Below are 23,762 nucleotides of genomic sequence, written 5' to 3'. Positions count from 1 at the left end.
GACACGCCGTGTGCCGTAAGAGGTTACGGCACCGGAGAAACAGACCGGACTAAAGACTCTGATTAATCGTTGATGTCCAGTTCTTTGAGTTTCCGAGTTAGGGTGTTGCGCCCCCATCCCAGACGTTTAGCCGCATCCTGTTTATGACCGTGGGTATAATGAAGTGCGCGCTCCAGTAAGATCTTTTCAAAGGTGAGCATGGCATCATTGAGAATATTAAAATGTCCTTCCTGTAGCTGCTTGTCAGTCCATTTTGCCAGCAGTTCAGGCCAATCACCGCTACTGGTCGTGCCGGACTTTTCAGTGACGTTTTCTGAGTGGATCTCTGGGGGTAAATCACTGGGTAACACTTCTTGCCCGCTGGCCATTACCGTTAGCCAGCGACAAACGTTCTCTAATTGCCTTACGTTACCGGGCCAGGCAAGCTGAGATATCAGCTTTTCAGCTTCTTTGCTTAAAAGTTTCGATTCCACATCCAGTTCTTTTGCCGCAGATCGTAAGAAATGCCGTGCCAAAAGAGGAATATCTTCCCTGCGTTCAGCCAAAGAAGGGATATGAATTCGGATAACGTTTAGGCGATGAAATAAATCTTCCCGGAACTTGCCTTCTGCTACGCGTTTTTCTAGATTCTGGTGGGTGGCTGCAATGATGCGCACATCGACGGTAACCGACTGATGGCCGCCTACCCGATAGAATTGTCCGTCTGCCAATACCCGCAATAGGCGTGTTTGCACATCTAGCGGCATATCACCAATCTCATCGAGAAATAAGGTGCCACCGTTCGCCTGCTCAAAGCGACCCTGACGGGCGGTTTGGGCACCGGTAAATGCGCCTTTTTCGTGACCGAAGAGTTCTGATTCAACAAGGTCCGCGGGTATGGCGGCCATATTTAGCGCGATAAAGGGGTTGGATGAGCGCGGACTATGCCGGTGCAAGGCATGGGCAACCAGTTCCTTGCCGGTACCGGATTGACCATTTATTAGCACGCTGATAGAGGAGCGGGATAATCGGCCGATGGCTCGAAACACTTCCTGCATGGCGGGCGCCTCACCGATGATTTCGGTGGGGGTGTCATCTTGGGGTACCTGATTCTGCCGAGATTGTTCTCTTGCGTGAGCTAGGGCACGTTGTACCAGGGTTACGGCTTCGTCAATATCAAAAGGCTTAGGTAAGTACTCAAAAGCGCCACTTTGATATGCGTTCACCGCACTGTCTAAATCGGAATGTGCTGTCATAATGATCACAGGAATTACGGGATCAATATTATGCACTTCATTCAGTAACGTCATGCCATCCATTTGTGGCATGCGAATATCTGAGACGATAACTTCCGGGCTTTGACCACTGTTAAGTTGCAACAGCAAGTCTTCAGGGTTCTCAAAACTTAAACAACCTATATTCGCTGTTTGTAACGCTTTTTGGAGTACCCAGCGAATGGAGCTGTCGTCATCTACAATCCATACGGATTCATTATTCATTGTCCGACTCCTTTCTTGGGATAGGGAGATAAAGCGTAAATTCGGTATGTCCAGGATGGCTTTCCACTTCTATTTTACCGCCGTGGTGGTTAATTAATGTTTGTGCAATCGACAAGCCTAGTCCGCTACCGTTTTGTTTGCTGCTAACCATGGGGTAGAACAAGGTATCTCTGATTTCCGCAGGGATACCGGGGCCATTGTCTATAATCTGAATTTTGGCGACTAAAGAATGGCGCTTCCCTAGGATGGTCATTTGTCTGTCGATACGGGTGACAAGACGGATTTGAGGTGAGGGCGTTTTGGCTTCAGTCAGTGCTTGCACACTATTCCTCAATATATTGAGTACCGATTGTTGGATCATGTCCTGATCAACCCGCAAATCCGGAATACTCGGGTCGTAATCACGAATAATGGTAATCGGGTTATCCGAATCAACGCGCATGAGACTACGTACTTTTTCCAGCGCTTGATGAAGATTGCTCCATTCAAGACGGGGCAGGGAATTAGGTCCTAGTAAGCGGTCGACCAAATTTCTCAGGCGATCAGATTGGTCGATAATCATTTGCGTAAATTCAGTATGGGCTGGATTGGTGAGTTCTTTTTCCAGCAACTGTGCCGCGCCACGGATCCCACCTAAAGGATTTTTAATCTCATGGGCTAGGCCTCGGATTAATTCTCGGGCGGCATCGTGTTGGGCGTTTTGCTGGTTTTCCCGGGAGATACGGCGTTGCTGATCAATACGGCGTACTTCAAACATTAGCTTTGGACCGTCATCGGTCTGCAAATTTGTCACCGTAAGATCGGACAAGACGTTACGTCCGTCTTTGAAGCATAAACGCATATCGTTTTCGGTAAAATCTTCACCACGACGAATAGCGGCCCGTAGCCGTGCGCTATTAATTGCGTTTGGCGCAAAAAACTCAGAAAGTTTGTGTCCGGATAATTGTTTTACGCCCGTTTCGAACAGGGCTTCACCTGCGTGATTCGCATAAACAATTTGTAATTGTTCGTTTACCATTACTAACGCAGTATTTAAATTATTTAATAAATGGTTTGTTTCAAACTCGGTAGCAAGCATGCCGAGCGGCTCCCCTTTGCACTGATATGGTGCATTATAGATTACTGTGCTCGATCAGCGAAGATTCAAGTTAAATAATTATTTTATATGAACCCCTATGGTGCGTGGCATGCGCCACCATAGATCGCTAATTGGCGTTAATTAACACTGATGCGTGATGCAAATACAGTGTTTGTTGAGGAGACGATGCAAGAGTCTTGCCTTTATTATCGATGAGATCCACACGGTAAGAGTGAGCGCCACGATCGATATCGCTAAGCTTAAAAATGCCGCTACTATTGGTCCAGTTGGTTTGGTCATCGAAGGTTAATTGATAGCGACCTTTATAGGTGGGTGAAGCGGTGGCTTTGATTATCACTGTGCCTAGATTATTGCGTACTGTGGCTTCTGGCTCCGGTGAGGTAATGGAAACCTCATAGATTACCTTTTGCTTTTTAGTTTGTTGAGACTGGAGAGGCTTTTGGGTGGGGGTGGGGGCAGCCACGTTTTGCGTGTTACTGTCTAAAACAACCGGTTCTGCCCCTTCCTGTGGGGTATCGGTATAAAGTACGGTGCCATCTGGTTTTACAATCTTATAAATCGTTTGCGCAGATAAAAGAGACGAAACAAACCAGAGTAACAGCAACCGTTTTTTCATGAGCGATGCTTCCTTTGTTTTTTTTCAGTTTAGCAAAGTCAAGGACAAAAAAAAGCCCGCATTAATCGCGGGCTTATAATGATAAATTATCAATATCTGGGTAGCGAAGATTAAACGCTGTAGTACATGTCAAATTCAACAGGGTGCGTAGACATGGCTAGTTTTGTTACTTCTTCAGATTTCAGCTCGATGTATGCATCGATCATATCGTCAGTCATAACGCCACCGGCTTTCAGGAAGTCACGGTCGCTATCAAGGGCTTCCAGCGCCATTTCAAGAGAACTCGCTACAGTGGGGATCTCTTTGGCTTCTTCTGGCGGTAAGTCGTACAAGTCTTTATCCATGGCATCGCCAGGGTGGATCTTATTCTGGATACCGTCAAGGCCAGCCATAAGCATTGCAGTGAATGCCAAGTATGGGTTAGCTGTTGGGTCAGGGAAGCGTACTTCGATACGACGAGCTTTGTCGCTCGTCACATAAGGAATACGGATAGACGCTGAACGGTTACGTGCAGAGTAAGCCAACATAACAGGCGCTTCAAACCCAGGTACAAGACGCTTATATGAGTTTGTTGACGCATTGGTAAAGGCGTTGATCGCACGAGCGTGCTTGATAATACCACCAATGTAGAACAAGGCTTCTTCTGAAAGGCCTGCATATTTGTCACCCGCAAAGATGTTCTTACCATCTTTAGCAATAGATTGGTGAACGTGCATACCTGAACCATTATCGCCTACTAGCGGCTTAGGCATGAAGGTCGCTGTTTGTCCGTAGGCATGAGCCACGTTATGAACAACATACTTATAAATTTGGATTTCATCCGCTTTCGACACCAAGGTATTGAATGCCGCTGCAATTTCGTTTTGACCCGCAGTTGCTACTTCATGGTGATGCGCTTCAATAACTAAGCCCATCTCTTCCATTACCAAACACATGGCGGCACGAATATCATGTGCAGAATCAACAGGAGGTACTGGGAAGTAACCGCCTTTTACGCCAGGACGGTGAGCCAGGTTTCCGCCTTCAAAGTCGGCACCTGAATTCCATTTTGCTTCTGCAGAATCAATCTTGAAGAAAGAGCCTGCCATATCAGTGTGGAATTTAACGTCATCGAACAAGAAGAATTCAGGCTCTGGACCAACGTAACAAACGTCACCGATGCCTGTGGATTTCAAATACTCTTCTGCACGACGGGCTACTGAGCGAGGGTCACGCTCGTAGCCTTCCAAGGTGGTTGGTTCCACGATGTCACAGCGAATATTAACTTGGGCTTCCTCAGCAAATGGGTCGAGTACTGCTGTGGATGCATCAGGCATCAGAATCATGTCAGACTCGTTAATGCCCTTCCAGCCAGAAATAGAAGAGCCGTCAAACATTTTACCTTCTTCAAAGAATTCATCATCGATCAGGTTAGCGGGAATCGATACGTGTTGCTCTTTACCTTTCGTGTCGGTAAAACGCAAATCCACAAATTTCGCTTCGCTTTCTTTGATCAGCTCTAATGTCTTTTCTACTGACATCGTGTCCTCCGGATTTAATTAGCATAAAAAGTGGGGTGAACAATTTCACTCCAAAATAATTAAAAAATTGTGAAGCGATATTCGTGCCATAAAGTAGCTTCACGTAATTACGTGGGCTAGCTGGAAACGGCAAAGAAACGGGGCATATTAAATGCACCAAATGTGTGCGAAATTGACTCATAATGGTGCACCGAATCTGCATGATCGTGCTTCACTGCTTAGCCTAGAGCATTCTATAAAGTGATACCAGCATAACCGACATTTTGAGCTTAATCGCGTGAGAGATGAGAGAATTACCTTTTAAGTGGTGGGTTTTCATTGGGAGGCGAAAAGAGCACTAGTTCCAGGATGCCCGCTTCAGCATTTTTTACCTTATGCTTAACTCAGTCGCAACACGATAAACACGATAGGTCGTAACAAGAATGGGTTTGTAAGAATAAAAAATGCGAAACGTAATATTAAAAGCTAAACTAGTAATAGAACGCTAACCAACGTATACTCGCGCCTAATTTTTATACCTAAGCGGATTTAGGCAGCCTAAAAACATCAAATTAGGCACCCGATTAGGCACCCAAAATCTAAATTGGCACCCAATGAACAGCATAAAACCTCATACAATCAAGAATTTACGTAATATCGCAATAATAGCTCACGTTGACCACGGCAAAACGACGCTTGTTGATAAATTGCTTCAGCAATCCGGCACACTCGAAAGTCGTGGCGAAGCCCAAGAGCGGGTAATGGACTCCAACGACATCGAGAAAGAACGCGGTATTACTATTTTGGCAAAAAATACTGCCATTAACTGGAACGATTATAGAATCAATATCGTAGATACTCCTGGACACGCTGATTTCGGTGGTGAAGTAGAACGTGTTATGTCCATGGCCGATTCTGTATTGCTATTGGTTGATGCTCAAGAAGGCCCCATGCCGCAAACCCGTTTTGTGACACAAAAAGCCTTCGCTCAAGGTCTTAAGCCTATTGTGGTTATTAACAAAATCGATAAGCCGGGAGCCCGTCCAGACTGGGTAATGGATCAGGTTTTTGATTTGTTTGATAACTTAGGTGCCACCGATGACCAATTGGATTTTCAGGTTGTTTATGCCTCGGCATTAAACGGCTGGGCATCAATGGACTCAGACACCCAAGGCGAAGATATGACGCCGTTGTTTGAAACCATTGTTGAACAGGTTGCTGCTCCGGATGCCGATGCTTCTGGTCCGTTCCAAATGCAAATTTCACAGCTGGATTATAATTCCTACGTAGGTGTTATTGGTGTAGGTCGTGTTAGCCGTGGTAGCGTGAAAATGAATCAGCAAGTCACCGTTGTGACTGCTGATGGCAAAACGCGCAACGGTAAAGTGGGTCAGGTCTTGGGTTATCTTGGTCTTGATCGCCATGAAGTGGATTCTGCCAATGCCGGCGACATTATTGCGGTTACCGGTCTGGGTGAACTGAAAATTTCTGATACCATTTGTGATGTTAACACTATCGAAGCCTTGCCTCCCCTGTCTGTGGATGAGCCAACGGTTACCATGACCTTCCAGGTCAATACCTCGCCATTCGCGGGTAAAGAAGGTAAATACGTGACGTCCAGAAATATCCTGGAACGCTTAAATGATGAATTGATTCACAACGTGGCACTGCGGGTTGAGGAAACTGAAGATCCGGATAAATTCCGCGTTTCTGGCCGAGGTGAATTGCACCTGGGTATCCTGATTGAAAATATGCGTCGAGAAGGTTACGAGTTGGCAGTATCTCGTCCAGAAGTTATTCTCAAAGACGTTGATGGCGAATTACAAGAACCCTTTGAGACATTGACTATCGACTGTGAAGAAGCGCATCAGGGTTCCATTATGGAACAACTGGGTCTGCGTAAAGCAGAGTTAACCGATATGTCACCGGATGGCAAGGGACGTATTCGTATGGACTTTACTATTCCAAGTCGTGGTTTGATTGGTTTCCAAACTGACTTTATGACCATGACTTCAGGATCGGGCTTGCTCTATCATACGTTTGATCATTATGGTCCCCACAAAGGCGGCGTAATCGGTAAGCGTAAAAATGGTGTACTTATCGCTAATGCCAATGGTAAAGCGTTAACCAATGCATTGTTTAACCTGCAAGAACGGGGTCGCTTGTTTATTGGTCACGGTGTTGAAGTATACGAAGGCATGATCATCGGTATTCACAGCCGGGATAACGACCTGACCGTTAACGCCCTCAAAGGTAAGCAGTTAACCAACGTACGTGCGTCGGGTACAGATGAAGCCCAGACCTTGGTACCACCGGTTAAAATGACCTTGGAACAAGCATTGGAATTTATTGATGATGATGAATTAGTAGAAGTCACGCCAAAAAGCATTCGAATTCGTAAGAAATTACTTACCGAAAACGAACGCAAGCGTGCTTCACGAGGCAAGTAGCAGATATAAAATGAAAAAAGCGCCAGTTTGGCGCTTTTTTTTTGATTAAAACAAAGTGGTAATTCGCCGATAAGGGATTATCCTTGTTAATGGTACAGTGCAGTTAAGTCGGGGTAGTTGGCAGTATGAGTAAGTATTCTATTGTTGTCATTGATGATGATACGGTGACGTTGGATATTGTTACTTATGCCTTGGAAGATGCATTGGATACCACCGTGTATGCATTTAATCGTAGCGAAATGGCCCGAGAATTTCTCCTCAATAACGCCTCAGATAAACTGTCATTGATTATCAGTGACCAGAATATGCCCCAGTATGATGGACTTACTTTACTCAGGGATTGCCGTCATGCAGGGATAGCAACGCCATTTATTTTACTCACTGCCGATGCAACCCGAGATACGGTCATCGCCGCTAAAAAAGGTGGGGCTACTCAGTTTCTCGCCAAACCCTTTGTGAGTGATGACTTGGTTGATAAGGTAAAATCTCTGCTCATTTAGGTTCCTGCTCTAGTCAACTAACAGCCTTTTCGATTACACTGGCATTTAGTGTGTAAAACACCCTCCATATCTTTTCTTTTTCACCGTAATCACAGGATATTTTCAGTGTCTTTTAATTTTGATGATACGCCATCCCGCCAGGGGACTTATTCTTTCAAATGGCAAAAGTACGATGGACAGGACATCATTCCTGCCTGGGTTGCTGATACCGAATTTCGTTGCGCACCGCCCATTCTCGACGCATTGGCGGCGAAAGTGGAGCATGGCAATCTAGGTTATGTGTTGCCTGCCCAGTATCAGCCCGCCATAAAAGCGGTACAACGTTGGCTTAAAGACAAGCATAACTGGGATATAGATACTGACTGGTTGGTATGGACTCCGGGTGTCGTTCCCGCGTTTAATATTGCCTGTAAAGCCTATTGTGAACCTGGCGATAAGGTGATGGTGCAAACGCCTAATTATCCGCCGTTACTGGCTGCGCCTAAAATTAATGGTTTAGAGCGTGTGGATATTGGTACCGTGGAAGTGGATGGTCGTCCCACTTTGGACTTTGCTGAACTTGAAACCCAAGCGGCAGATCCTAAGTGCAAGTTGTTGATCCTCTGTAACCCGATGAATCCGGTTGGCAGTGTACTTAGCCAAGATGAAATTGATCGTGTTGCGGCAATTTGTCTCGAGCACGAGGTTAAGTTATGTTCAGATGAAATTCATTGTGATTTGATACTTGATGAAACGGTTTCCCATATTCCCGCTGGACGGGTTGAAGCCCTTAAGGATGTTAGCGTCACGCTGATGGCCGCCAGTAAAACCTTCAATGTGGCAGGATTGGGCGCTTCTTTTGCTATCATTCCCGATCGTCAGTTACGGCAACAATTCACACAGGCCGCTGCCGGGCATATGCCTTGGGTGAACCTGTTGGGATTAGTCGCCACAGAAGCCGCATTTACCCAATGTGATGATTGGCATCAGGCCATGCTCGCCTACTTACGGGGTAACCAAAAACGCCTTGTAAAGGCGGTAAATGCCATTGATGGGCTAAAAGTACATACCTCACAGGCGACCTTTCTTGCCTGGGTGGACGCTAGCGGGTTAAGCGTTCCTAATGTCCAAACCTGGGCAGAAAGTCGGGGTGTGGGACCTTCTCCTGGTAGTGATTTTCATGCACCGGATCATTTCCGGTTAAATTTCGGCTGTAGCCGTAGCATGCTAGACGCCATTCTTACCCGTTTAGCTGGTAGCTAAACTAAATAATTTATAACCAGCTAAGGTGCACACAAACAGTACAATGAGCGCGCCGACAATATTGCTCATTGTACTGTTTCTAAATGTGGCAGGAACACTTTCACGGTTCATCACAACCAGCAAAAAGACGGCAATAATAGGCAATAAAATACCGTTGGCGGCTTGGGCAAATAAGATGGCGGTTAAGGGCTTAAAGCCCATGCTTGCAATACTCACTCCGGTGGCGATCACCACAAAGCCAATCACTCTAAATAATGTGCTATCTAGCTGTGCTGGCTTGCCTAATGCACCACATACGGCATAAGCGGCAGCAAGGGGGGCCGTTATGGTGCTGGTAAGCCCAGCGGCAAACAGTCCAGCAGCGAAAAACCATTTTGCTTTGTCGCCTAACACGGGGGCTAGTTGCTCGCCCATATTGCCGGCAGTTAATGTGACTGCATGTTCGAAAAATGCCGTCATGGCCGTGGCCACAATGACAAGTGTGATGGCTCCACCTAAACCGATGGCAATGACTGACTGACGTCGACACGCTTTGACGGCCTGATGTTGGTCTGCATCTTTATATTGTTGCGCCACCAGGCTTGCATGAAGAAATAAATTGTATGGCACTATGGTGGTACCGATAAGGGCTAACACCATGGTAATGGACTGGGTATCCATTCGAGGGGACAGCAATTGCGTTAGCATGCTGGTTAAATCCGGTTGTGCCACTACCAAGGTGACAACAAACACCAAGGCCATAATGGCCACCAGGCTGACCAGTGCAGTTTCAATGAGTTTATATTTACCGCTAAGTAGCAAAATACAGGCAACAATACCCAGTATCAATGACCAAGAACTGGTGCCTAAAGGCGCAATGGTATCCAAGCCAATGGCAGCTCCGGTAAGATTTCCCGACTCATACGCGGCATTGCCAATCCCAATGGCGGAGATAATTAAAAAGGCGATGATAAACCTCAAAGGCTTATTCGCAGTAAGATTCATCAGGCATGCTGAAAGACTCTTACCTGTACCAATACCCAGGCGAGCGGCCATATCCTGCAAAACCATGGTTGCGAATATAGAAAACAATAGCGCCCAGGCCAAATGAAAGCCATAGCCTGCACCGGCAAGACTGGCGGTGGTAACCGTACCTGGCCCGATAAAAGCCGCCGCCACGATATACCCTGATTTATCTTTTGACATATTTTAACTGCCGGTTAAATGTTATTGTTTAGACACGGATTATCAAGCATAACGATGATACCTACTAAATGACAAGTACATAAACAAAAATGAACAATAAAGTAACAACACTCGATGATTTATATCTAACCCCGGCTTTAGCGACGCTGTTGCCTGACAAAGTGTATGTGAAAGGCTTTATTTTTGCGGTTGCCACCAGCCCTGAAATCCCCATGCCGGAAACCTGGATGCCATGGCTAATGACAAAGTCTGGTGAGGTGCCGGCTACTGCCATGCTTGATACCTTGGCGGAAGGTCTTATGGATGGGTTGCGGGAATACCTCAACGCCATGCGGCAAAATACGGCGTTATTACCACACGATTGGCTCACATTGTCCGAGGGAATGCCACGTTCTGTATTGTCATTGTGGCTTACTGGGCTAGTTGCCGCTCACGCAAAGCTGGAGCCATGCTGGCAGCGAGCCTGGACCCTGGCAACAAAGCAGCCTAATACGGACGTAGCGAAGGGTAAGGAAGATCCTAGCAAGCGTTTAACACGGTGTTTAAAGCTATTTACCACATTGGCAGATACAGAACTGGCATTATCGGTAAGAAATGACGAACAGGCGGCGTTATTAAAGGAAAATATGGCTAAATTAGTGGCACAAGTGCCGGCGATGCTGGGGGATTATGTGACTTTAGCTGGAGAGCTTGCGCTTGCTTTACCGAATCAGTTTGAAAGTTTTACTCAGCCGAATCAGTGATACAGAGTCATTAACGTTGGCGTTTGGCTAGATTGCTGCGTACTGCACTAATATACTGATTTAGCTCGTTTTTAGCAGATTCATAAGCACAATTTAACTCTTCGGAGTCGGGCTTTTTCAATAGTGCTTGGAACGCTTTATCTGTTTTTTCCAGAAGCGCTTTTAAATGATCGTTATTCACGTCCATGTATATTTCACCTTATAAAACATAAGTAGACCGGAAAAAACGTAATTCCTTCCATTTATTACGAGATTAAAAGCCTACATATTTAAAATGGCTTAACCACTGCCAAAATTACGATGGCAAGTAATAATAGAACAGGCGCTTCATTAAGAAAGCGGTAAAACTTGGTAGAGTGGACATTGTTATCGTATTCAAATTGCTTCATAAGCTTATATAAATAGATGTGATAACCATAAATGGCAAGTAAAAGCGCTAACTTTACATGCAACCACGTGGATATTTTAAACCATGCCAACCCATAAATATAGATAAGAGCAATACCAAAAATGGCGGTTAAAATGGCAAAAGGTGTGACAAAAAACCATAACCGTCGCTCCATTATTTTAAATTGATCTTTTACTGCCTGATGCTCGGCGGCTGCGTGATAAACAAATAGTCGCGGCAGATAAAAAATGCCCGCAAGCCAGGAAATCACAAAAAAGATATGCAGTGCTTTAATCCAGAAAATCATAAGATACCTGCTTAATAATGGGCTCTTTGCAAGAACGATTGCAGTATATTCCAGGTTATAACACCCTGAATTTCATGTTCATTTTGTTCGAAAATATATACTGCACCATTCCGGCTGTTTTTGAGTTTTTCATACACCTCATTTAACGTGGCCTGACTCGCTACCCCGTCCATGTTTTGGTAACTCAAAGGTTTAGCATTATGTTCAAGGCTCACATCATACTGTACAAGCTTAAATGTTACGTCGCGCTCTGAGCGGATTTTCTGTACAACCACATGGGTTGGACTCTCGGACAGGTAGTCTTCAATTACTTCTTCCGGAGCGTTATAAAACAGCTTGTATTCTTTGGTCATTGCCGCGAGTACGCCGGTTTTTTCCAACGACTCCTGCACTGACGAGACTGCATAGGGTAGTTTTTGATAATCCAGTTGTCTAATGAATATTGAGCGATTACCTAAAAATTGAGTTGCGGTTACATAGGCCGGGACAATAACTAACATGGCCGGTAAAATAATTTGTGGGCTGTAGGATAATTCCATTACCGCGGACAAGGCCGCTAGCGGCGCATGGAGTACCGCTGTCAGCATGCCGGCCACCCCCAATAGGGCAAAACTACTGGTAAATTCATTGGTATCTACAAATGACTGTAAGGGCATCAGCAGTACCGAACCGGCTAACATACCGATGACCATCACAGGCCCAATAATGCCTCCAGGCACGCCAAGTCCAATGGCGCATACGGCAAGAAAGAACTTAGCGACTAAAATGGATATAAGGACTAACGTTCCCGGATGGCTATTAAATAAATGTTCCACATCTTCAAAATTTGCGCCCAGACTTTCTGGTTGTAGGGCACCGATACAACCGGTGATCACCGCCGCTAAGATGAGACGCCACACCATATTCAGGTTCTGAAAACCCTGCATTATACGCATGATTTGGGAATTGAATAAGGTGGCTAATGCCCCTAATACAATGCCAAGAAGAATGAAATACAAATACATCCATTCTTCTAATGCGGCGATGGCTAAAAATGACAACTCATTGACTTCACCGAACACCATGCGTGTGAGCACCGAGCCGATGGCAGCCGCCAGCATAACGGGGACGAAAATATGAATTTTGTACTCTCGCAACACCACTTCCATTACAAAGATAACGGCGGCAAATGGGGTGTTAAAGGACGCAGAGATACCGGCGGCAATACCACAACCGGCAAGAATGCGAATACTGTTAAACGGTAAGCGGAGCCATTGCCCCAAAAAACTGCTTCCTGCGGCACCTAAATGTACAGAAGGGCCTTCACGGCCCACCACAAAACCGCCCGCCAGCGCCATCATGCCGCCGAAAAATTGATTAACGGTGGTTCGAAAGGGCACCATGCCGTAGTAGTATTTTATGCGGTGGATAATAAAGGGGATGCCCATGCGATAATGTTTAAAGCCAGTCGCAAAGGCGATACAAAGAATAATGAGGGCGGCACCCACAGGCATGATAAACCAGACAATGCGTTCATCACCAAAAAACTGACGCAGTTGGACCAGTGCACTGTTTTGAACCCATTCAATGCACAAACGAAAAAGGATAATTAACCCTGCTGCGATAAATCCGCCGACAATGCCAAGGACACAAAGTTGAACCGATGTCCTAGGGTGGGCTAGTTCCTGTCGCAGCGATGAAAAATACATTAAACTGGCTTATCCTGTAGCTGTGAAATTTATCGTAACATAAGTTACTGCTTTTCTTAATATGTTCTAACAATTTCCGTGCCGGATTGTAGCATGGAGTAACCTGAGTGCATCATGGCAAAACCGAACAAGTTTTATCAGTTTATTTCTCATCAAAAACCGCGGGATATCTGGACATACGGTATTGTCGCGTTGGTTATGATGCTGTTTGGCTATTTAATTGCGTCCTATAATCAAAAGGCCCTTGAGTTACGCCTTGAAAATGAAATGCTTTCCCGCAATTTATTAGCGCAGGAAAACCAGCAGCTACAAAGCAGGGTGAGTGAACTTGAAGTGAGCGAAATACTAGCAAGGTCAACGGGGGAACATACCGCAGACGAATTGCACGCCCTTCAGGCGCGGGTGCTGGAACTAGAAGCACAACTGAGTTTTTACCAGCGGGTTATGGCACCGGAAAAGATCCGAAACGGTTTTTTCATCGACAGCGTACAAGTGACCCCCACAACCAGTGATAATGAATACCGCTTGCAGGCCCTGTTATTGCAGCAATATAGTCAAAAGGTGCTGCTCAAAGGCGTATTAAATATGGTGATAAAAGGCAGTAAAGCCGGTAAGCCTTATTTATTGGCGCCGGGCCAGCCCGGTTTCCTGCCCGAAGGACGAGTACCCTGGCGGTTTCGTTATTTTCAGGCCTTGGATATCAGATTTACGTTGCCGGTGGACTTTATCCCAGAGGAGATCGTATTTAGTACCGCGGTTGTAAAATGGAAAACTAAACAGGGGGACTATACATTAACCGTGGATTGGTCAGAGGTTTTTGATGGCTCTTCAGATGAGTCACCGGAGTGATGAGGTGCATTAACCTTATAAAAATGCACGGTCAGCTATATGATAACCTGATTGTCGATGATGAGTAACGGGTAATAGTTGATTGCATTACTCAGGTATTAGATAATTGGGTGAAACGGGCGTATCCGTCTAAAGTGTTTGTGAGGTAACTATGTCTGTAGAAATGGCGCTGCCCATTGAGTTTTCTGACTCAGCTGCGAAAAAAGTGAAAGAGCTGGTGATGGAAGAAGAGAATCCAGCATTGAAGTTACGTGTGTATGTCACCGGAGGGGGCTGCTCGGGCTTTCAGTATGGCTTTACCTTTGATGAGAAAGTCAACGAAGGTGATATGACCATTGAAAAAAATGATGTTACGCTGGTGGTTGATCCCATGAGCCTGCAATATTTAGTGGGTGGTACAGTAGATTATGTTGATGGGCTGGAAGGCTCCCGTTTTCTTGTGAATAACCCTAACGCCACCACCACTTGTGGATGTGGTGCCAGTTTTAGTGTGTAATAAGCATCGCTGATACTTTGTGATGACAAGAAATAGGACAGGGACGCATCCTCTTTTGATTTTAACTCATTAGATCCGGTTTAAGAGAGCTAGTTTATGAAATTGTATGGTTCAACAACGTCACCTTTTGTACGACGAATTCGCCTTCTTCTTGCCAATACAGAGCATGAATTCATTAATCTGAATATTTTTGAAGGGGAAGGGCGGGAAATCCTAGCGTCTAAAAACCCCACATTGAAAGTGCCCTGTCTGGAAGATGACGGACAAATGATCTTTGATTCCAGGGTGATCCATCGCTATCTGATGGAAAAATTTGATTATCCCACCCTCTCTTGGGATGAAGAAAATCAATTGACCTTAATCGATGGGGCCAACGACTCATTCGTCTCTCTATTTATGTTAAAACGTTCCGGTATTGAGGCCAGTGCAGATACCTTGTTTGTGCGTCTGCAAAAAGAACGCATTGAGTCTACCTTAACCTTGCTTGATGAGATGGTGGAAGCCGGCGAGTTCGACAACTGGACTTACCCTTCAATTGCACTGTTTACCCTGATTGATTGGGTTGAATTTCGTAATTTACATCCGTTAAATGCGCTGGAAAACTTAAAAGCGTTTCGTGAAAAACACATCGATCGCATTGAGATCACGGCCACCGATCCACGTAGTTAAATCTTACCTAAGTGGTTGTCATCGTATTTGACAATCCAATATAGCGGCTCTGGCGTATACTCGTTATTCAACGTGTAACAAGAGGGCCGCTTTTCATGCCAGATCTTCATTTCTCTGCGGATTTGCCGCTCAGCGCCGGGCGGGCCTATGAGGCGTTTTCTCATACCGAGTTACTGACTTTATGGTTGGTGGCATCGCCAAAGGAACTATGCGCCTTATCTCTCGATTTTGTAGAAGGTGGTAGCTTTAGTATTCAGTTGCTAAACATGGAAGCGAAAACCATCACGTGTGAGGGGGAATTTGCGCGCTTGCGGTCAAAAGAACAAATTACCTTTTCAATGCATATACAAGGTATGGATCGGGATGTGGGGGAAACCAGTGTGGATGTTCGGTTTTTTGCCCAAGATGACGGTGTACACCTTGTGCTACATCACGAAGGTATTAATTCTACGCAGATGGCCGACACCCTAGCTATTTGGTGGGAACAGGCCATATCCCGGCTAGGGTTGTTGGTATCTATCTAACACGCTAAAGGGCACTGACTGAGAAGGTCAGTGCCTCAACGGTTGTCGTTATGCCGACTCATTCACCACAATCACTTTACGATGGGGGAATGGGATCTCAATATTGGCTTCATCCAGGGCTTTTTTGATTAGCTCGGGAACCGTGTAGCGTACATCAAAATAGTGTTCGCCATGACAAAACGGGCGCACAATAAAGTCCACAGAGCTGTCATTTAAGGTTTCTACTTCCACAAAAGGAGCCGGATCTTTAAGTACATGAGGATGGTTGGCCAGTACTTTGTCAATGACCGCTCGGGCAGCATCGGTATTTTCCCCATAGGCGACGCCAAAGGTCATATCTACGCCACGGATAGGATGATGAGAGTGATTGATAATCTGCTCACCCCAAATTTGGCTGTTAGGGATGATGATGTGCTGGTTGTCGAAAGTTTGCAGGATGGTGGTAAACATATCCACTTCGGTCACCTTACCGAATTTTCCCGCCGCATCCACAAAATCACCGACTTTGTATGGACGGAAGATAAGTAACATTACCCCAGCAGCAAGGTTAGACAGTGTACCTTGTAGCGCCAAACCAACAGCCAGACCCGCGGCGCCAAGTAAGGCAATTATCGATGCGGTTTGTACACCAAAGCGATTGAGCACCGCAATACCCACAAAGGCGAGTATCGTGTAGCGTACCACACTGCCAAAAAATTTAAACAGGGTATCATCTAACTGAGGGTAGCGGTTTGCAATGGAAACCATGGCTTTATAGGCTTTGCCCGCGATAAACACACCGACAATGAGTATCAGCAATGCTAATAAAATATTGGTTGCCCACGCGAGTGCGGCGGGTAAATATTGGTTTACATCTAAAGATGCAATGAAATCTTCCATGTTAGGTGATCCTCTGTATTGGGAAGTCATAATAAAAGGTTGAATGAAGCAGATGGGGGCGATGTGCTGCCGTCCACCTCAAAACCTTTGTAGGCTATTTATAATACAGAATAGGGAAAGAAACTATTCACCAATAGTATGAAGCAGGGAAGGTATGCCTTTCCTAGTTAATAAGAAAGGCATGGAGGGCTATTTCATGGCCAGCATGATCCGCTTGGTGTTATCCAGTTGTTCCATGCGAACTTTCGCGATGTCCATAAAGGCTGCGCGCTGGTCCTCGGCGATGGGCCGGGCTTTTGGCAAGGAGACGGTACGTGGGTTACGGTGTACCCCATCAACCAAAAATTCGTAATGTAAATGGGCGCCGGTGACCATACCAGTAGCACCGAGATAACCAATGGTTTCTCCCTGTTTGACGGTTTCACCTTTTTTCACATTGCGCTTTTTCAAGTGCAGGTACTTGGTGACGTATTTTTCGCCGTGCTGTATGAACACATAGTTCCCATTAAAGCGGTTGTAGGACGCTTCGATAACCCGTCCATCACCGGCAGCCATAACGGGGGTGCCTACCGCGGCAACATAATCTGTGCCGTTATGGGCTTTCCAGCGTTTTTGTACCGGATGAAAACGGGCTTTGGTAAAGTTGGAACTGACATACTTAAAGTTTATCGGTGCACGGAGGAAGCTTTTGCGCATGCTGCGGCCTTCAGGGGTATAGTAATTTCCATCCTCGGCCTGAATGGCAACAAAGCGTTCGCCCTGATTGATAAATTCTGCCGCCACAATATCGCCGTAGCCAGCAAACTCACCGTCGATATAGTTTTCTTCATAGACCACATTGAAGACATCACCAGAACGAATACCGACTGCAAAATCGATATCCCAACCAAAAATACCTGCCAAATGCATGATTTGATTGTCGCTTAAGCCGGCATCTTCACCCGCATTCCAGAAACTGCTTTTTATCACCCCTTGGGCGAAATTGTAGCGGGTTTCAATGTTTTTGGTTTCCAGATCCGCTTTGAGTGTTTGGTTATCTTCATCGGGCGTAATGACTAAGGTTTCTTTGTAAGAAACTTGATAGCGCAAGCCGGCGAATCCGCCTTGATCATTGGCTTTTAATTGCAACTCATCACCGGGGATCAGGGTAACCAGTGTTTTTGCCAGTTCTCCAGCTTGGGTGACTTCATAAGTATCTCGGGCAGAAAAGCCCGCACGCTTAAATATTTTGGCCAGTGTATCACCACGACCCACTTTAAAGGTTTCCCAGCTACCTTCATCTTCCTCAAGTTCGAATACAGGTGCATCGAGCACGGAAAGCTCCACAGGATAGCGAACTCCAGCATCAAGGATTAAAGATTCCTGATGCCGACTCGCTTCAACCGACTCCGATGGCAGAAGAATAAGCCCGCCTAAAAAAAGGCTGGCAATGGCCAATCCGGTTCGGTGTGGCTTGGGAAGTTTTTTTAACGTTTTTACTACCACGGTAATTATCAACCTCATAGATCTCACCATTGTGAGAATATCGCGTTACAGCACGAGTTTCCAGCAAAGTGCTTGTATATTCCCATTATCATTGCACAAACAACGCCTTTTTGACGGCCAAGTCTTTTAAAGGTTCAAGGGTATGCGTAAAATGCCCAGTCTAATTTATCCCAATAACTGTAATGTGTGGAAATAGCATGACCGATTGGCAAAGCGCTTTAGCGGAAATAAAACGGGGGACAGATGAAATTCTGCCCGAAGCTGAGTTAATTGAAAAACTCAAGTCAGGAAAAACGTTAACCATAAAAGCGGGATTTGATCCCACTGCTCCGGACCTTCATCTTGGCCACACGGTGCTTATTAACAAGCTCCGCACATTCCAACAATTGGGACACAAGGTGGTCTTCCTCATCGGTGATTTCACCGGGCTGATTGGGGATCCCACAGGTAAAAATGTTACCCGTAAACCCCTTTCCAAAGAACAGGTACTCGAGAACGCGAAAACCTATCAGGAGCAAGTGTTTAAAATACTCGATAAAGAGAAAACCCAAATTCGTTTTAACTCTGAATGGATGGACGAGTTAGGTGCTGCGGGCATGATCAAACTGGCCGCTAGTCAAACCGTTGCCCGAATGCTTGAACGGGATGATTTTAAAAAGCGTTATAGCAACGGTCAACCCATTGCCATCCACGAATTTCTCTATCCGTTGGTACAAGGCTGGGATTCTGTGGCATTAGAAGCCGATGTGGAGTTGGGCGGTACCGATCAGCGTTTTAATTTGTTGATGGGCCGTGAACTGCAAAAAGAAAATGGTCAGGCCCAGCAAGCGGTTGTTATGGTGCCATTACTGGAAGGCCTTGATGGCGTTCAGAAAATGTCGAAGTCACTGAACAATTATATTGGTATTACCGACGCCCCCAATGACATGTTTGGGAAGGTTATGTCTATTTCCGATGATCTCATGTGGCGCTACTATGATCTGTTAAGCTTTAAGCCCATCGCAGAAATTTCCGCATTAAAGAAACAGGTTGAAGAGGGGGCGAACCCCAGAGACATTAAAATTCTGTTGGCAAAAGAGTTGATAGCACGCTTCCACGATGACGATGCGGCGGAAAAAGCCCATGAAGACTTTATCCAACGTTTCCAGAAAAATGCCATTCCCGATGATATGCCTGCTGTGACTGTGGGATTGACCGATGGCAGTATTGCTATTGGGCATTTGCTAAAAGAAGCGGGTTTGGTGGCATCCACATCTGATGCCATGCGGATGATTAAGCAAGGTGCAGTAAAGATAGACGGCGAGAAAGTGGCCGATACCCGTCTTTTGCTGACAGAGCCTAGTGAAAAAGTGTATCAGGTGGGTAAACGTAAGTTTGCCAGAGTGACACTGACTAAGTGAGCAACGGATTAACTGAACAATGCCCGCCTAACAGCGGGCATTTTTTTGCGCTACACATGGACGTCGCCGGTAAATAGCCGGTTTTAATTACATTTTATTGATGGGTAAACCTGATTCCCGCCAACCCATGATATCGCCTTCTAAATGACTTACGTCCATAAATTCCTGCTGCTCTAGTTTTTTCATCGCAATATTGGCGCGATTTCCCGAACGGCAGTAAATAATTATGGGTTTATCTTTGGCATCTTGGAGTTGGTCAATATAGCCGTCAATTTTATCATGGGGCATATTGATGGCCCCAGGAATGTGGCCTTCGGCATATTCCTGGGGGCTGCGTACATCAATGAGCATCCATTCTTCCGTCTTTACTTTTTCAAGTAAAAAAGGCGAGGGCGTCACTTTTTGTAAAGCCTCAGCCTCAGCATCAAGGGGCCAATAAATAAATGCCGAGGTAGCAGTTAACGTGATAAGCGAAGCAAGAAGCAACCATTTTTGCATGTCTATTTTCTACCCGTTGTCCTGAATTTATCTGTAAACCGATTAAAAATACATCGTCGATATGTCGGCAGTGTACCTTATCAGTGTGACGTTGTGCAGACCTTCATCGTATTTCATGGGGAAAGGAAAACGTGTACCGAGGTCATGATAATAATGATGAGCCCGCACATCAGCAACAAGGCATGGGAAACCCCATGTAAACAATGAGACATATCGGAATATTTTACTTTCCGTGAACCGCCCACGCGGGCATAGCGTACCATATTGCCCCCATAGATGGCGGGGCCGCCTAAGGTGACATCCAAGCCTCCGCCACTGAGGGCCAACAACAATGATGTAGGATCTTTTTCTTTGCAGTGGTTAAGGGCAGAAAAGGCCCGCACTGGGTGAGTAACCATACTGAATAAGAGAGCACCTATAAAAGCTGGTACGATGGCTAAAAGCTGTGATAGGCGTCTTACCGGCAGGCCAAACCAATGATAGCCAGGCTTTCGCCAGTGCCATTCCCAGCTAAATAACAATAGGAGTCGGTAACCTAAGGCAATGGCGGGCCCGCCAATTAGAAACCAAAAGATCACGGCACAGACCTGATAATAAAAGCGCAGCAGTAGGCTTTCCATAGCGGCCTTGGCGATGCCGAGCTCAGACAATTTTTGGCAGTCCCGGGCCACAATGGTCGCTAAAATCTCCCGGGCTAATAGTTTTTTGTCTTGGGCTAGCGCAGTCATGATACGACGATATTGTTGTTTGGCTTGGGCAAAATCTAAAAGACAAAGCAGAATAATGGCATCAAAAAAGAGCGGGTATTCGGCCATATAGACCAGCATGGCAATGAGTATCGTAAAGGGCGCTATTAGTACGAATGCGCCTAATCCGCCGGATATCCGGTGTTGCCTGGGGGATTCTTCGGCGTTAGGTTTTACTTTTTGCGCCATCCCACTGGCTAATAAACGAAAGAGTGTTAACGGGTGGTATTTTTCCGGCCAACGCCAAACACTATTAATGGCTATTGCCAGAAGAGCAATAGCCAGGGCTTGCATGGGGGAACTGGATAAAACGTCATCCATCAGTTTGTTTTCGTCTAGGCAAGTCGGGCAATCATACCCATAACCAGTTCGGCGGAATGTTTTGCGGCGGTATCGAGGTATTCCTGAAACGAAACGGTGGAGGTTTTACCTGCGATGTCGGAGAGAGAGCGGATCACCAAAAAGGGCGTATCGAGTAAAAAGCAGGTTTGACCAATCGCCGCCCCTTCCATTTCTACCGCTTTCAATGTGGGGAAAGCTTGTAAAATGACCTCGGCGGCTTCATCTGTGCCCACAAAAGAATCGCCACTACAAATGAGACCTTGTCGATTTTTGATATGTGAGATAGCCGAGGAGGCTGATGTGGCGGCGTCGATCATGGTTTGATCGCAGGTGTATTGGGCTGGCATACCCGCACACTGGCCTTTTTCATAGCCAAAATGGGTAATGTCGACGTCGTGGTATTTAACGGCGGTGGCAATGACCACATCCCCAATATCCAGATCGGCGTCAAAACCACCGGCTGAACCGGTATTAACGACATAGTCGGGTTCATACTGTTCGATCAGTACGGCAGTGGCGATGGCTGCGGCCACTTTTCCGATACCACATTTAACTAACACCACCTCTGTGTTATGCAGCGTTCCTGTATAAAACGTAAGATGTTTCCATTGTCGTGTTTGACAATTAGTCAGGGCAGTTTTCAGTAGTGCTACTTCCTGATCCATAGCACCTAAAATACCAATTTTCATACTGTTATCCGTCTATTCTGTTTTAGGGGGTGACGAGTGTGTATCTACACAGGCAAGTTACCGTGGCGTAATAGTAATATGAAAGTGGGCAAACTGACAGAATTACGACGAAATTGGGTCGATAACCGTGGGGGAGAGGTTACCGACCCGAAAGAAAAGCGGCTACAGGTTATCCCATACCGGCTCAGGCGGCGGCGCGGCTTGAACGAACCGGACGGGTAGGACGTTTAGGCGGCGCTGGATTTAACGTTGGCGTTTGGGCAATGCGTTGTTGCTTACGGCGGTACGGTAGCAATTTGGTTTCAATACACTCTTTGACTTCTTCCACAGAATAACCGTTTTTCACCTTAATTCTGGCATGGGGCAATCCTGCGGCGTCAAGGGCACCGGTAACAAAAAAGTCGCGCTGAGATTTGTATTTATTTTTACCATCGTTATACACCAGATCGATGGCCATGATGGGTGACATATCGTCTTTGTCGCACAACACAAAATCCAGTTGTTTTGACGCCGCCCGGGACATGGCTGATGATCCTTGTTTTTTGCCCGCTTGGGTTCTTACTGCCAACACATCACATAAACGAACCCGGCATAAAACACGAAATTCACGGCCCACGGCCTGCTCAATGAGCTTTAAAAAGTTATGTTCAACAGGCGTAAAAAGTTGCGGTCGACGGCGAAATGGGAAGCTAATGCCGTTGTCCGACAATTTCATGGCACCGACGGTAACCACCATCAATAACATCATCAATATTATTGCTAATTCCATAATAACCCTCACAAAACCCATATGATCGTCAAAAACATGACACCTTGGTGTCAGTTATTTGCTGTTATTGAGGTTATTGCAAGGCAAGTGCCAAATCGCGTGGATCTTTATTGAAAAGGGCGGGCTGGGGCCTATTTGCAAGGTTATCAGGCAAAACTATGACGATGCGACGGTGGCGTTATTCAGGTTTAGCTGGGATATCTTGATTGATGACCATGACATCTACCTGTGTACCCTTGCTATCTGGAGATACGATAATACGTACGCTATCGTTCTTCGCGGTGAGTACGGTGCGCCCTTGAACTGGGGCGTGAACTTTTAATGCTGGGTAGGCGGATTTGTAATGATCGATGAGCGCTTGTTGAGCGTCAGGTGAAAAAAATACCATGGTTGCCGGCTCTTGGGACTCGAAACGTTGGCAAAATTTTGCCGTTTTGGGGATATCGACGGCATGAAACTCAGTGGGACAGGTTTCGTATTGGGGGGCCTGATTTGTTGAGGCTTGTACTGGAAAAAGTGTCGCGCAACACACTAAAGCCAGCCCTAAGGATGTATTGGTTATTGTCATGCGTTTAGCTCCAGTGTTTTTGCTTTTATGGCTAACTTATTGTCATAGACTATAAGGAATTTCAAAAATTGCAACTCCTGGACGAAGGTATGATCCTGAATCAGCGCGTTTTTTACAAAAAAGCCACGCAATAAGCATTGCGTGGCTTTTTATTAACACCTAGCGGTCTTTATACGCCGATAAAATCGAGTATGCCATCTGCGGCTTTACGACCTTCATCAATGGCTGTCACCACCAAATCACTACCGCGAACCATATCGCCGCCAGCAAAGATTTTTGGATTGGTGGTTTGGTATGGATATTTACCCTTGGAAGGTGCGATAACACGACCTTTTTCATCCAGAATAATACCGTACTCGGCAAACCAGTTTGCTGGGCTAGGCTGAAAACCGAAAGCAATAATAACGGCATCGGCTTCAAGTACATGCTCTGAGCCCTCGACTTCCACAGGACGTCGACGTCCGTTAATATCTGGCGGTCCCATTTCCGTTTGCACCAGTTTAACGCCTGCAGCCGTACCATCATCATTGATGGCAATATCCAGTGGTTGCAAGTTGAACATAAATTCAACCCCTTCCTCTCTGGCATTGATCACTTCACGACGGGAACCGGGCATACTTTCTTCATCCCGACGGTAGGCACAGATCACGCGC

Annotated in this window: 25 protein-coding genes; 9 read left to right on the top strand and 16 right to left on the bottom strand. The window is 46.0% G+C overall.

Features of this window, described 5'->3' with window-relative positions; genetic code table 11:
- Positions 1-62: 62 nt before the first annotated feature.
- From glnG to glnA, 4 genes are all read right to left on the bottom strand, one after another.
- Positions 63-1,478, bottom strand: a complete 1,416-nt coding sequence (gene glnG, locus V5298_RS06770; protein ID WP_332930710.1) for a nitrogen regulation protein NR(I) — start codon at positions 1,476-1,478, stop codon at positions 63-65.
- The gene (gene glnL, locus V5298_RS06765) at positions 1,471-2,556 is read right to left on the bottom strand and encodes a nitrogen regulation protein NR(II) (protein WP_332930709.1); all 1,086 of its coding nucleotides are present in this window, start codon (positions 2,554-2,556) and stop codon (positions 1,471-1,473) included. Before glnL ends, glnG begins: the two co-directional genes overlap by 8 nt.
- Before the next feature lie 127 nt (positions 2,557-2,683).
- Positions 2,684-3,193 (bottom strand): DUF4124 domain-containing protein, encoded by a 510-nt coding sequence (locus tag V5298_RS06760; RefSeq protein ID WP_332930708.1) that lies wholly within the window; start codon positions 3,191-3,193, stop codon positions 2,684-2,686.
- Positions 3,194-3,303: 110 nt separating this feature from the next.
- Positions 3,304-4,713 (bottom strand): glutamate--ammonia ligase, encoded by a 1,410-nt coding sequence (glnA, locus tag V5298_RS06755; RefSeq protein ID WP_332930707.1) that lies wholly within the window; start codon positions 4,711-4,713, stop codon positions 3,304-3,306.
- 593 nt (positions 4,714-5,306) lie between these two features.
- On the opposite strand from glnA, the gene typA reads away from it, so the two are divergent.
- The 3 genes from typA to V5298_RS06740 all read left to right on the top strand — a co-directional run bounded on the left by typA (position 5,307) and on the right by V5298_RS06740 (position 8,884).
- The gene (typA, locus tag V5298_RS06750) at positions 5,307-7,142 is read left to right on the top strand and encodes a translational GTPase TypA (protein ID WP_332930706.1); all 1,836 of its coding nucleotides are present in this window, start codon (positions 5,307-5,309) and stop codon (positions 7,140-7,142) included.
- A 125-nt stretch (positions 7,143-7,267) separates the two neighbouring features.
- On the top strand, positions 7,268-7,642 hold the full coding sequence (locus V5298_RS06745) for a response regulator (RefSeq protein WP_332930705.1): 375 nt from the start codon (positions 7,268-7,270) through the stop codon (positions 7,640-7,642).
- Between the two features lie 105 nt (positions 7,643-7,747).
- The gene (locus tag V5298_RS06740; protein WP_332930704.1) at positions 7,748-8,884 is read left to right on the top strand and encodes a PatB family C-S lyase; all 1,137 of its coding nucleotides are present in this window, start codon (positions 7,748-7,750) and stop codon (positions 8,882-8,884) included.
- Here the strand turns inward: V5298_RS06740 and V5298_RS06735 are convergent.
- Positions 8,870-10,069: an Nramp family divalent metal transporter gene (locus tag V5298_RS06735; protein WP_332930703.1), complete on the bottom strand. Its 1,200-nt coding sequence runs from the start codon at positions 10,067-10,069 to the stop codon at positions 8,870-8,872. The two genes, V5298_RS06740 and V5298_RS06735, sit on opposite strands and share 15 nt — an antisense overlap.
- A gap of 89 nt (positions 10,070-10,158) precedes the next feature.
- Here V5298_RS06735 and V5298_RS06730 point away from each other — a divergent pair, with 89 nt between their 5' ends.
- Positions 10,159-10,812, top strand: coding sequence for a UPF0149 family protein (locus V5298_RS06730; RefSeq protein ID WP_332930702.1), 654 nt, complete (start codon positions 10,159-10,161; stop codon positions 10,810-10,812).
- 10 nt (positions 10,813-10,822) lie between these two features.
- On the opposite strand, the gene V5298_RS06725 is transcribed toward V5298_RS06730, so the two are convergent.
- The 3 genes from V5298_RS06725 to V5298_RS06715 all read right to left on the bottom strand — a co-directional run bounded on the left by V5298_RS06725 (position 10,823) and on the right by V5298_RS06715 (position 13,195).
- On the bottom strand, positions 10,823-10,999 hold the full coding sequence (locus V5298_RS06725; protein WP_332930701.1) for a hypothetical protein: 177 nt from the start codon (positions 10,997-10,999) through the stop codon (positions 10,823-10,825).
- 82 nt (positions 11,000-11,081) lie between these two features.
- A complete protein-coding gene (locus V5298_RS06720; RefSeq protein WP_332930700.1) occupies positions 11,082-11,507 on the bottom strand; it encodes a CopD family protein in 426 nt (141 codons plus the stop codon).
- Between the two features lie 11 nt (positions 11,508-11,518).
- A complete protein-coding gene (locus tag V5298_RS06715) occupies positions 11,519-13,195 on the bottom strand; it encodes a chloride channel protein (protein WP_332930699.1) in 1,677 nt (558 codons plus the stop codon).
- A 114-nt stretch (positions 13,196-13,309) separates the two neighbouring features.
- On the opposite strand from V5298_RS06715, the gene V5298_RS06710 reads away from it, so the two are divergent.
- The 4 genes from V5298_RS06710 to V5298_RS06695 all read left to right on the top strand — a co-directional run bounded on the left by V5298_RS06710 (position 13,310) and on the right by V5298_RS06695 (position 15,733).
- Complete coding sequence (locus tag V5298_RS06710; protein ID WP_332930698.1) at positions 13,310-14,044, top strand: DUF6776 family protein; 735 nt, start codon at positions 13,310-13,312, stop codon at positions 14,042-14,044.
- Between the two features lie 151 nt (positions 14,045-14,195).
- A complete protein-coding gene (erpA, locus tag V5298_RS06705) occupies positions 14,196-14,540 on the top strand; it encodes an iron-sulfur cluster insertion protein ErpA (RefSeq protein WP_332930697.1) in 345 nt (114 codons plus the stop codon).
- A 96-nt stretch (positions 14,541-14,636) separates the two neighbouring features.
- The gene (locus V5298_RS06700; protein ID WP_332930696.1) at positions 14,637-15,209 is read left to right on the top strand and encodes a glutathione S-transferase family protein; all 573 of its coding nucleotides are present in this window, start codon (positions 14,637-14,639) and stop codon (positions 15,207-15,209) included.
- A gap of 95 nt (positions 15,210-15,304) precedes the next feature.
- On the top strand, positions 15,305-15,733 hold the full coding sequence (locus tag V5298_RS06695) for an SRPBCC domain-containing protein (RefSeq protein ID WP_332930695.1): 429 nt from the start codon (positions 15,305-15,307) through the stop codon (positions 15,731-15,733).
- A 48-nt stretch (positions 15,734-15,781) separates the two neighbouring features.
- Here the strand turns inward: V5298_RS06695 and V5298_RS06690 are convergent, their stop codons facing one another.
- Positions 15,782-16,612 carry a mechanosensitive ion channel family protein gene (locus tag V5298_RS06690; protein ID WP_332930694.1) on the bottom strand — a complete coding sequence of 277 codons (831 nt, stop codon included), beginning with the start codon at positions 16,610-16,612 and terminating at the stop codon, positions 15,782-15,784.
- A gap of 189 nt (positions 16,613-16,801) precedes the next feature.
- Positions 16,802-18,115, bottom strand: coding sequence for an OapA family protein (locus V5298_RS06685; RefSeq protein ID WP_332930693.1), 1,314 nt, complete (start codon positions 18,113-18,115; stop codon positions 16,802-16,804).
- Between the two features lie 179 nt (positions 18,116-18,294).
- On the opposite strand from V5298_RS06685, the gene tyrS reads away from it, so the two are divergent.
- Positions 18,295-19,497, top strand: coding sequence for a tyrosine--tRNA ligase (gene tyrS, locus V5298_RS06680; protein WP_332930692.1), 1,203 nt, complete (start codon positions 18,295-18,297; stop codon positions 19,495-19,497).
- Positions 19,498-19,584: 87 nt separating this feature from the next.
- Here the strand turns inward: tyrS and V5298_RS06675 are convergent, their stop codons facing one another.
- From V5298_RS06675 to V5298_RS06650, 6 genes are all read right to left on the bottom strand, one after another.
- On the bottom strand, positions 19,585-19,995 hold the full coding sequence (locus V5298_RS06675) for a rhodanese-like domain-containing protein (RefSeq protein WP_332930691.1): 411 nt from the start codon (positions 19,993-19,995) through the stop codon (positions 19,585-19,587).
- Positions 19,996-20,108: 113 nt separating this feature from the next.
- On the bottom strand, positions 20,109-21,062 hold the full coding sequence (locus tag V5298_RS06670) for a cobalamin biosynthesis protein CobD/CbiB (protein ID WP_332930690.1): 954 nt from the start codon (positions 21,060-21,062) through the stop codon (positions 20,109-20,111).
- 14 nt (positions 21,063-21,076) lie between these two features.
- The gene (locus V5298_RS06665) at positions 21,077-21,772 is read right to left on the bottom strand and encodes a 5'-methylthioadenosine/adenosylhomocysteine nucleosidase (protein ID WP_332930689.1); all 696 of its coding nucleotides are present in this window, start codon (positions 21,770-21,772) and stop codon (positions 21,077-21,079) included.
- A gap of 184 nt (positions 21,773-21,956) precedes the next feature.
- Positions 21,957-22,541: a DUF2726 domain-containing protein gene (locus tag V5298_RS06660; protein ID WP_332930688.1), complete on the bottom strand. Its 585-nt coding sequence runs from the start codon at positions 22,539-22,541 to the stop codon at positions 21,957-21,959.
- 178 nt (positions 22,542-22,719) lie between these two features.
- Positions 22,720-23,109, bottom strand: coding sequence for a hypothetical protein (locus V5298_RS06655; RefSeq protein WP_332930687.1), 390 nt, complete (start codon positions 23,107-23,109; stop codon positions 22,720-22,722).
- 169 nt (positions 23,110-23,278) lie between these two features.
- A partial coding sequence (locus V5298_RS06650) for an FAD-dependent oxidoreductase (RefSeq protein WP_332930686.1) occupies positions 23,279-23,762 on the bottom strand: 484 nt, incomplete at its 5' end.

The sequence above is a fragment of the Alteromonas sp. 14N.309.X.WAT.G.H12 genome (assembly GCF_036697315.1).
Lineage (GTDB): Bacteria > Pseudomonadota > Gammaproteobacteria > Enterobacterales > Alteromonadaceae > Alteromonas.
Note: the sequence above shows the minus strand (reverse complement) of the source record. Positions and strands in the feature narration are given on the sequence as shown.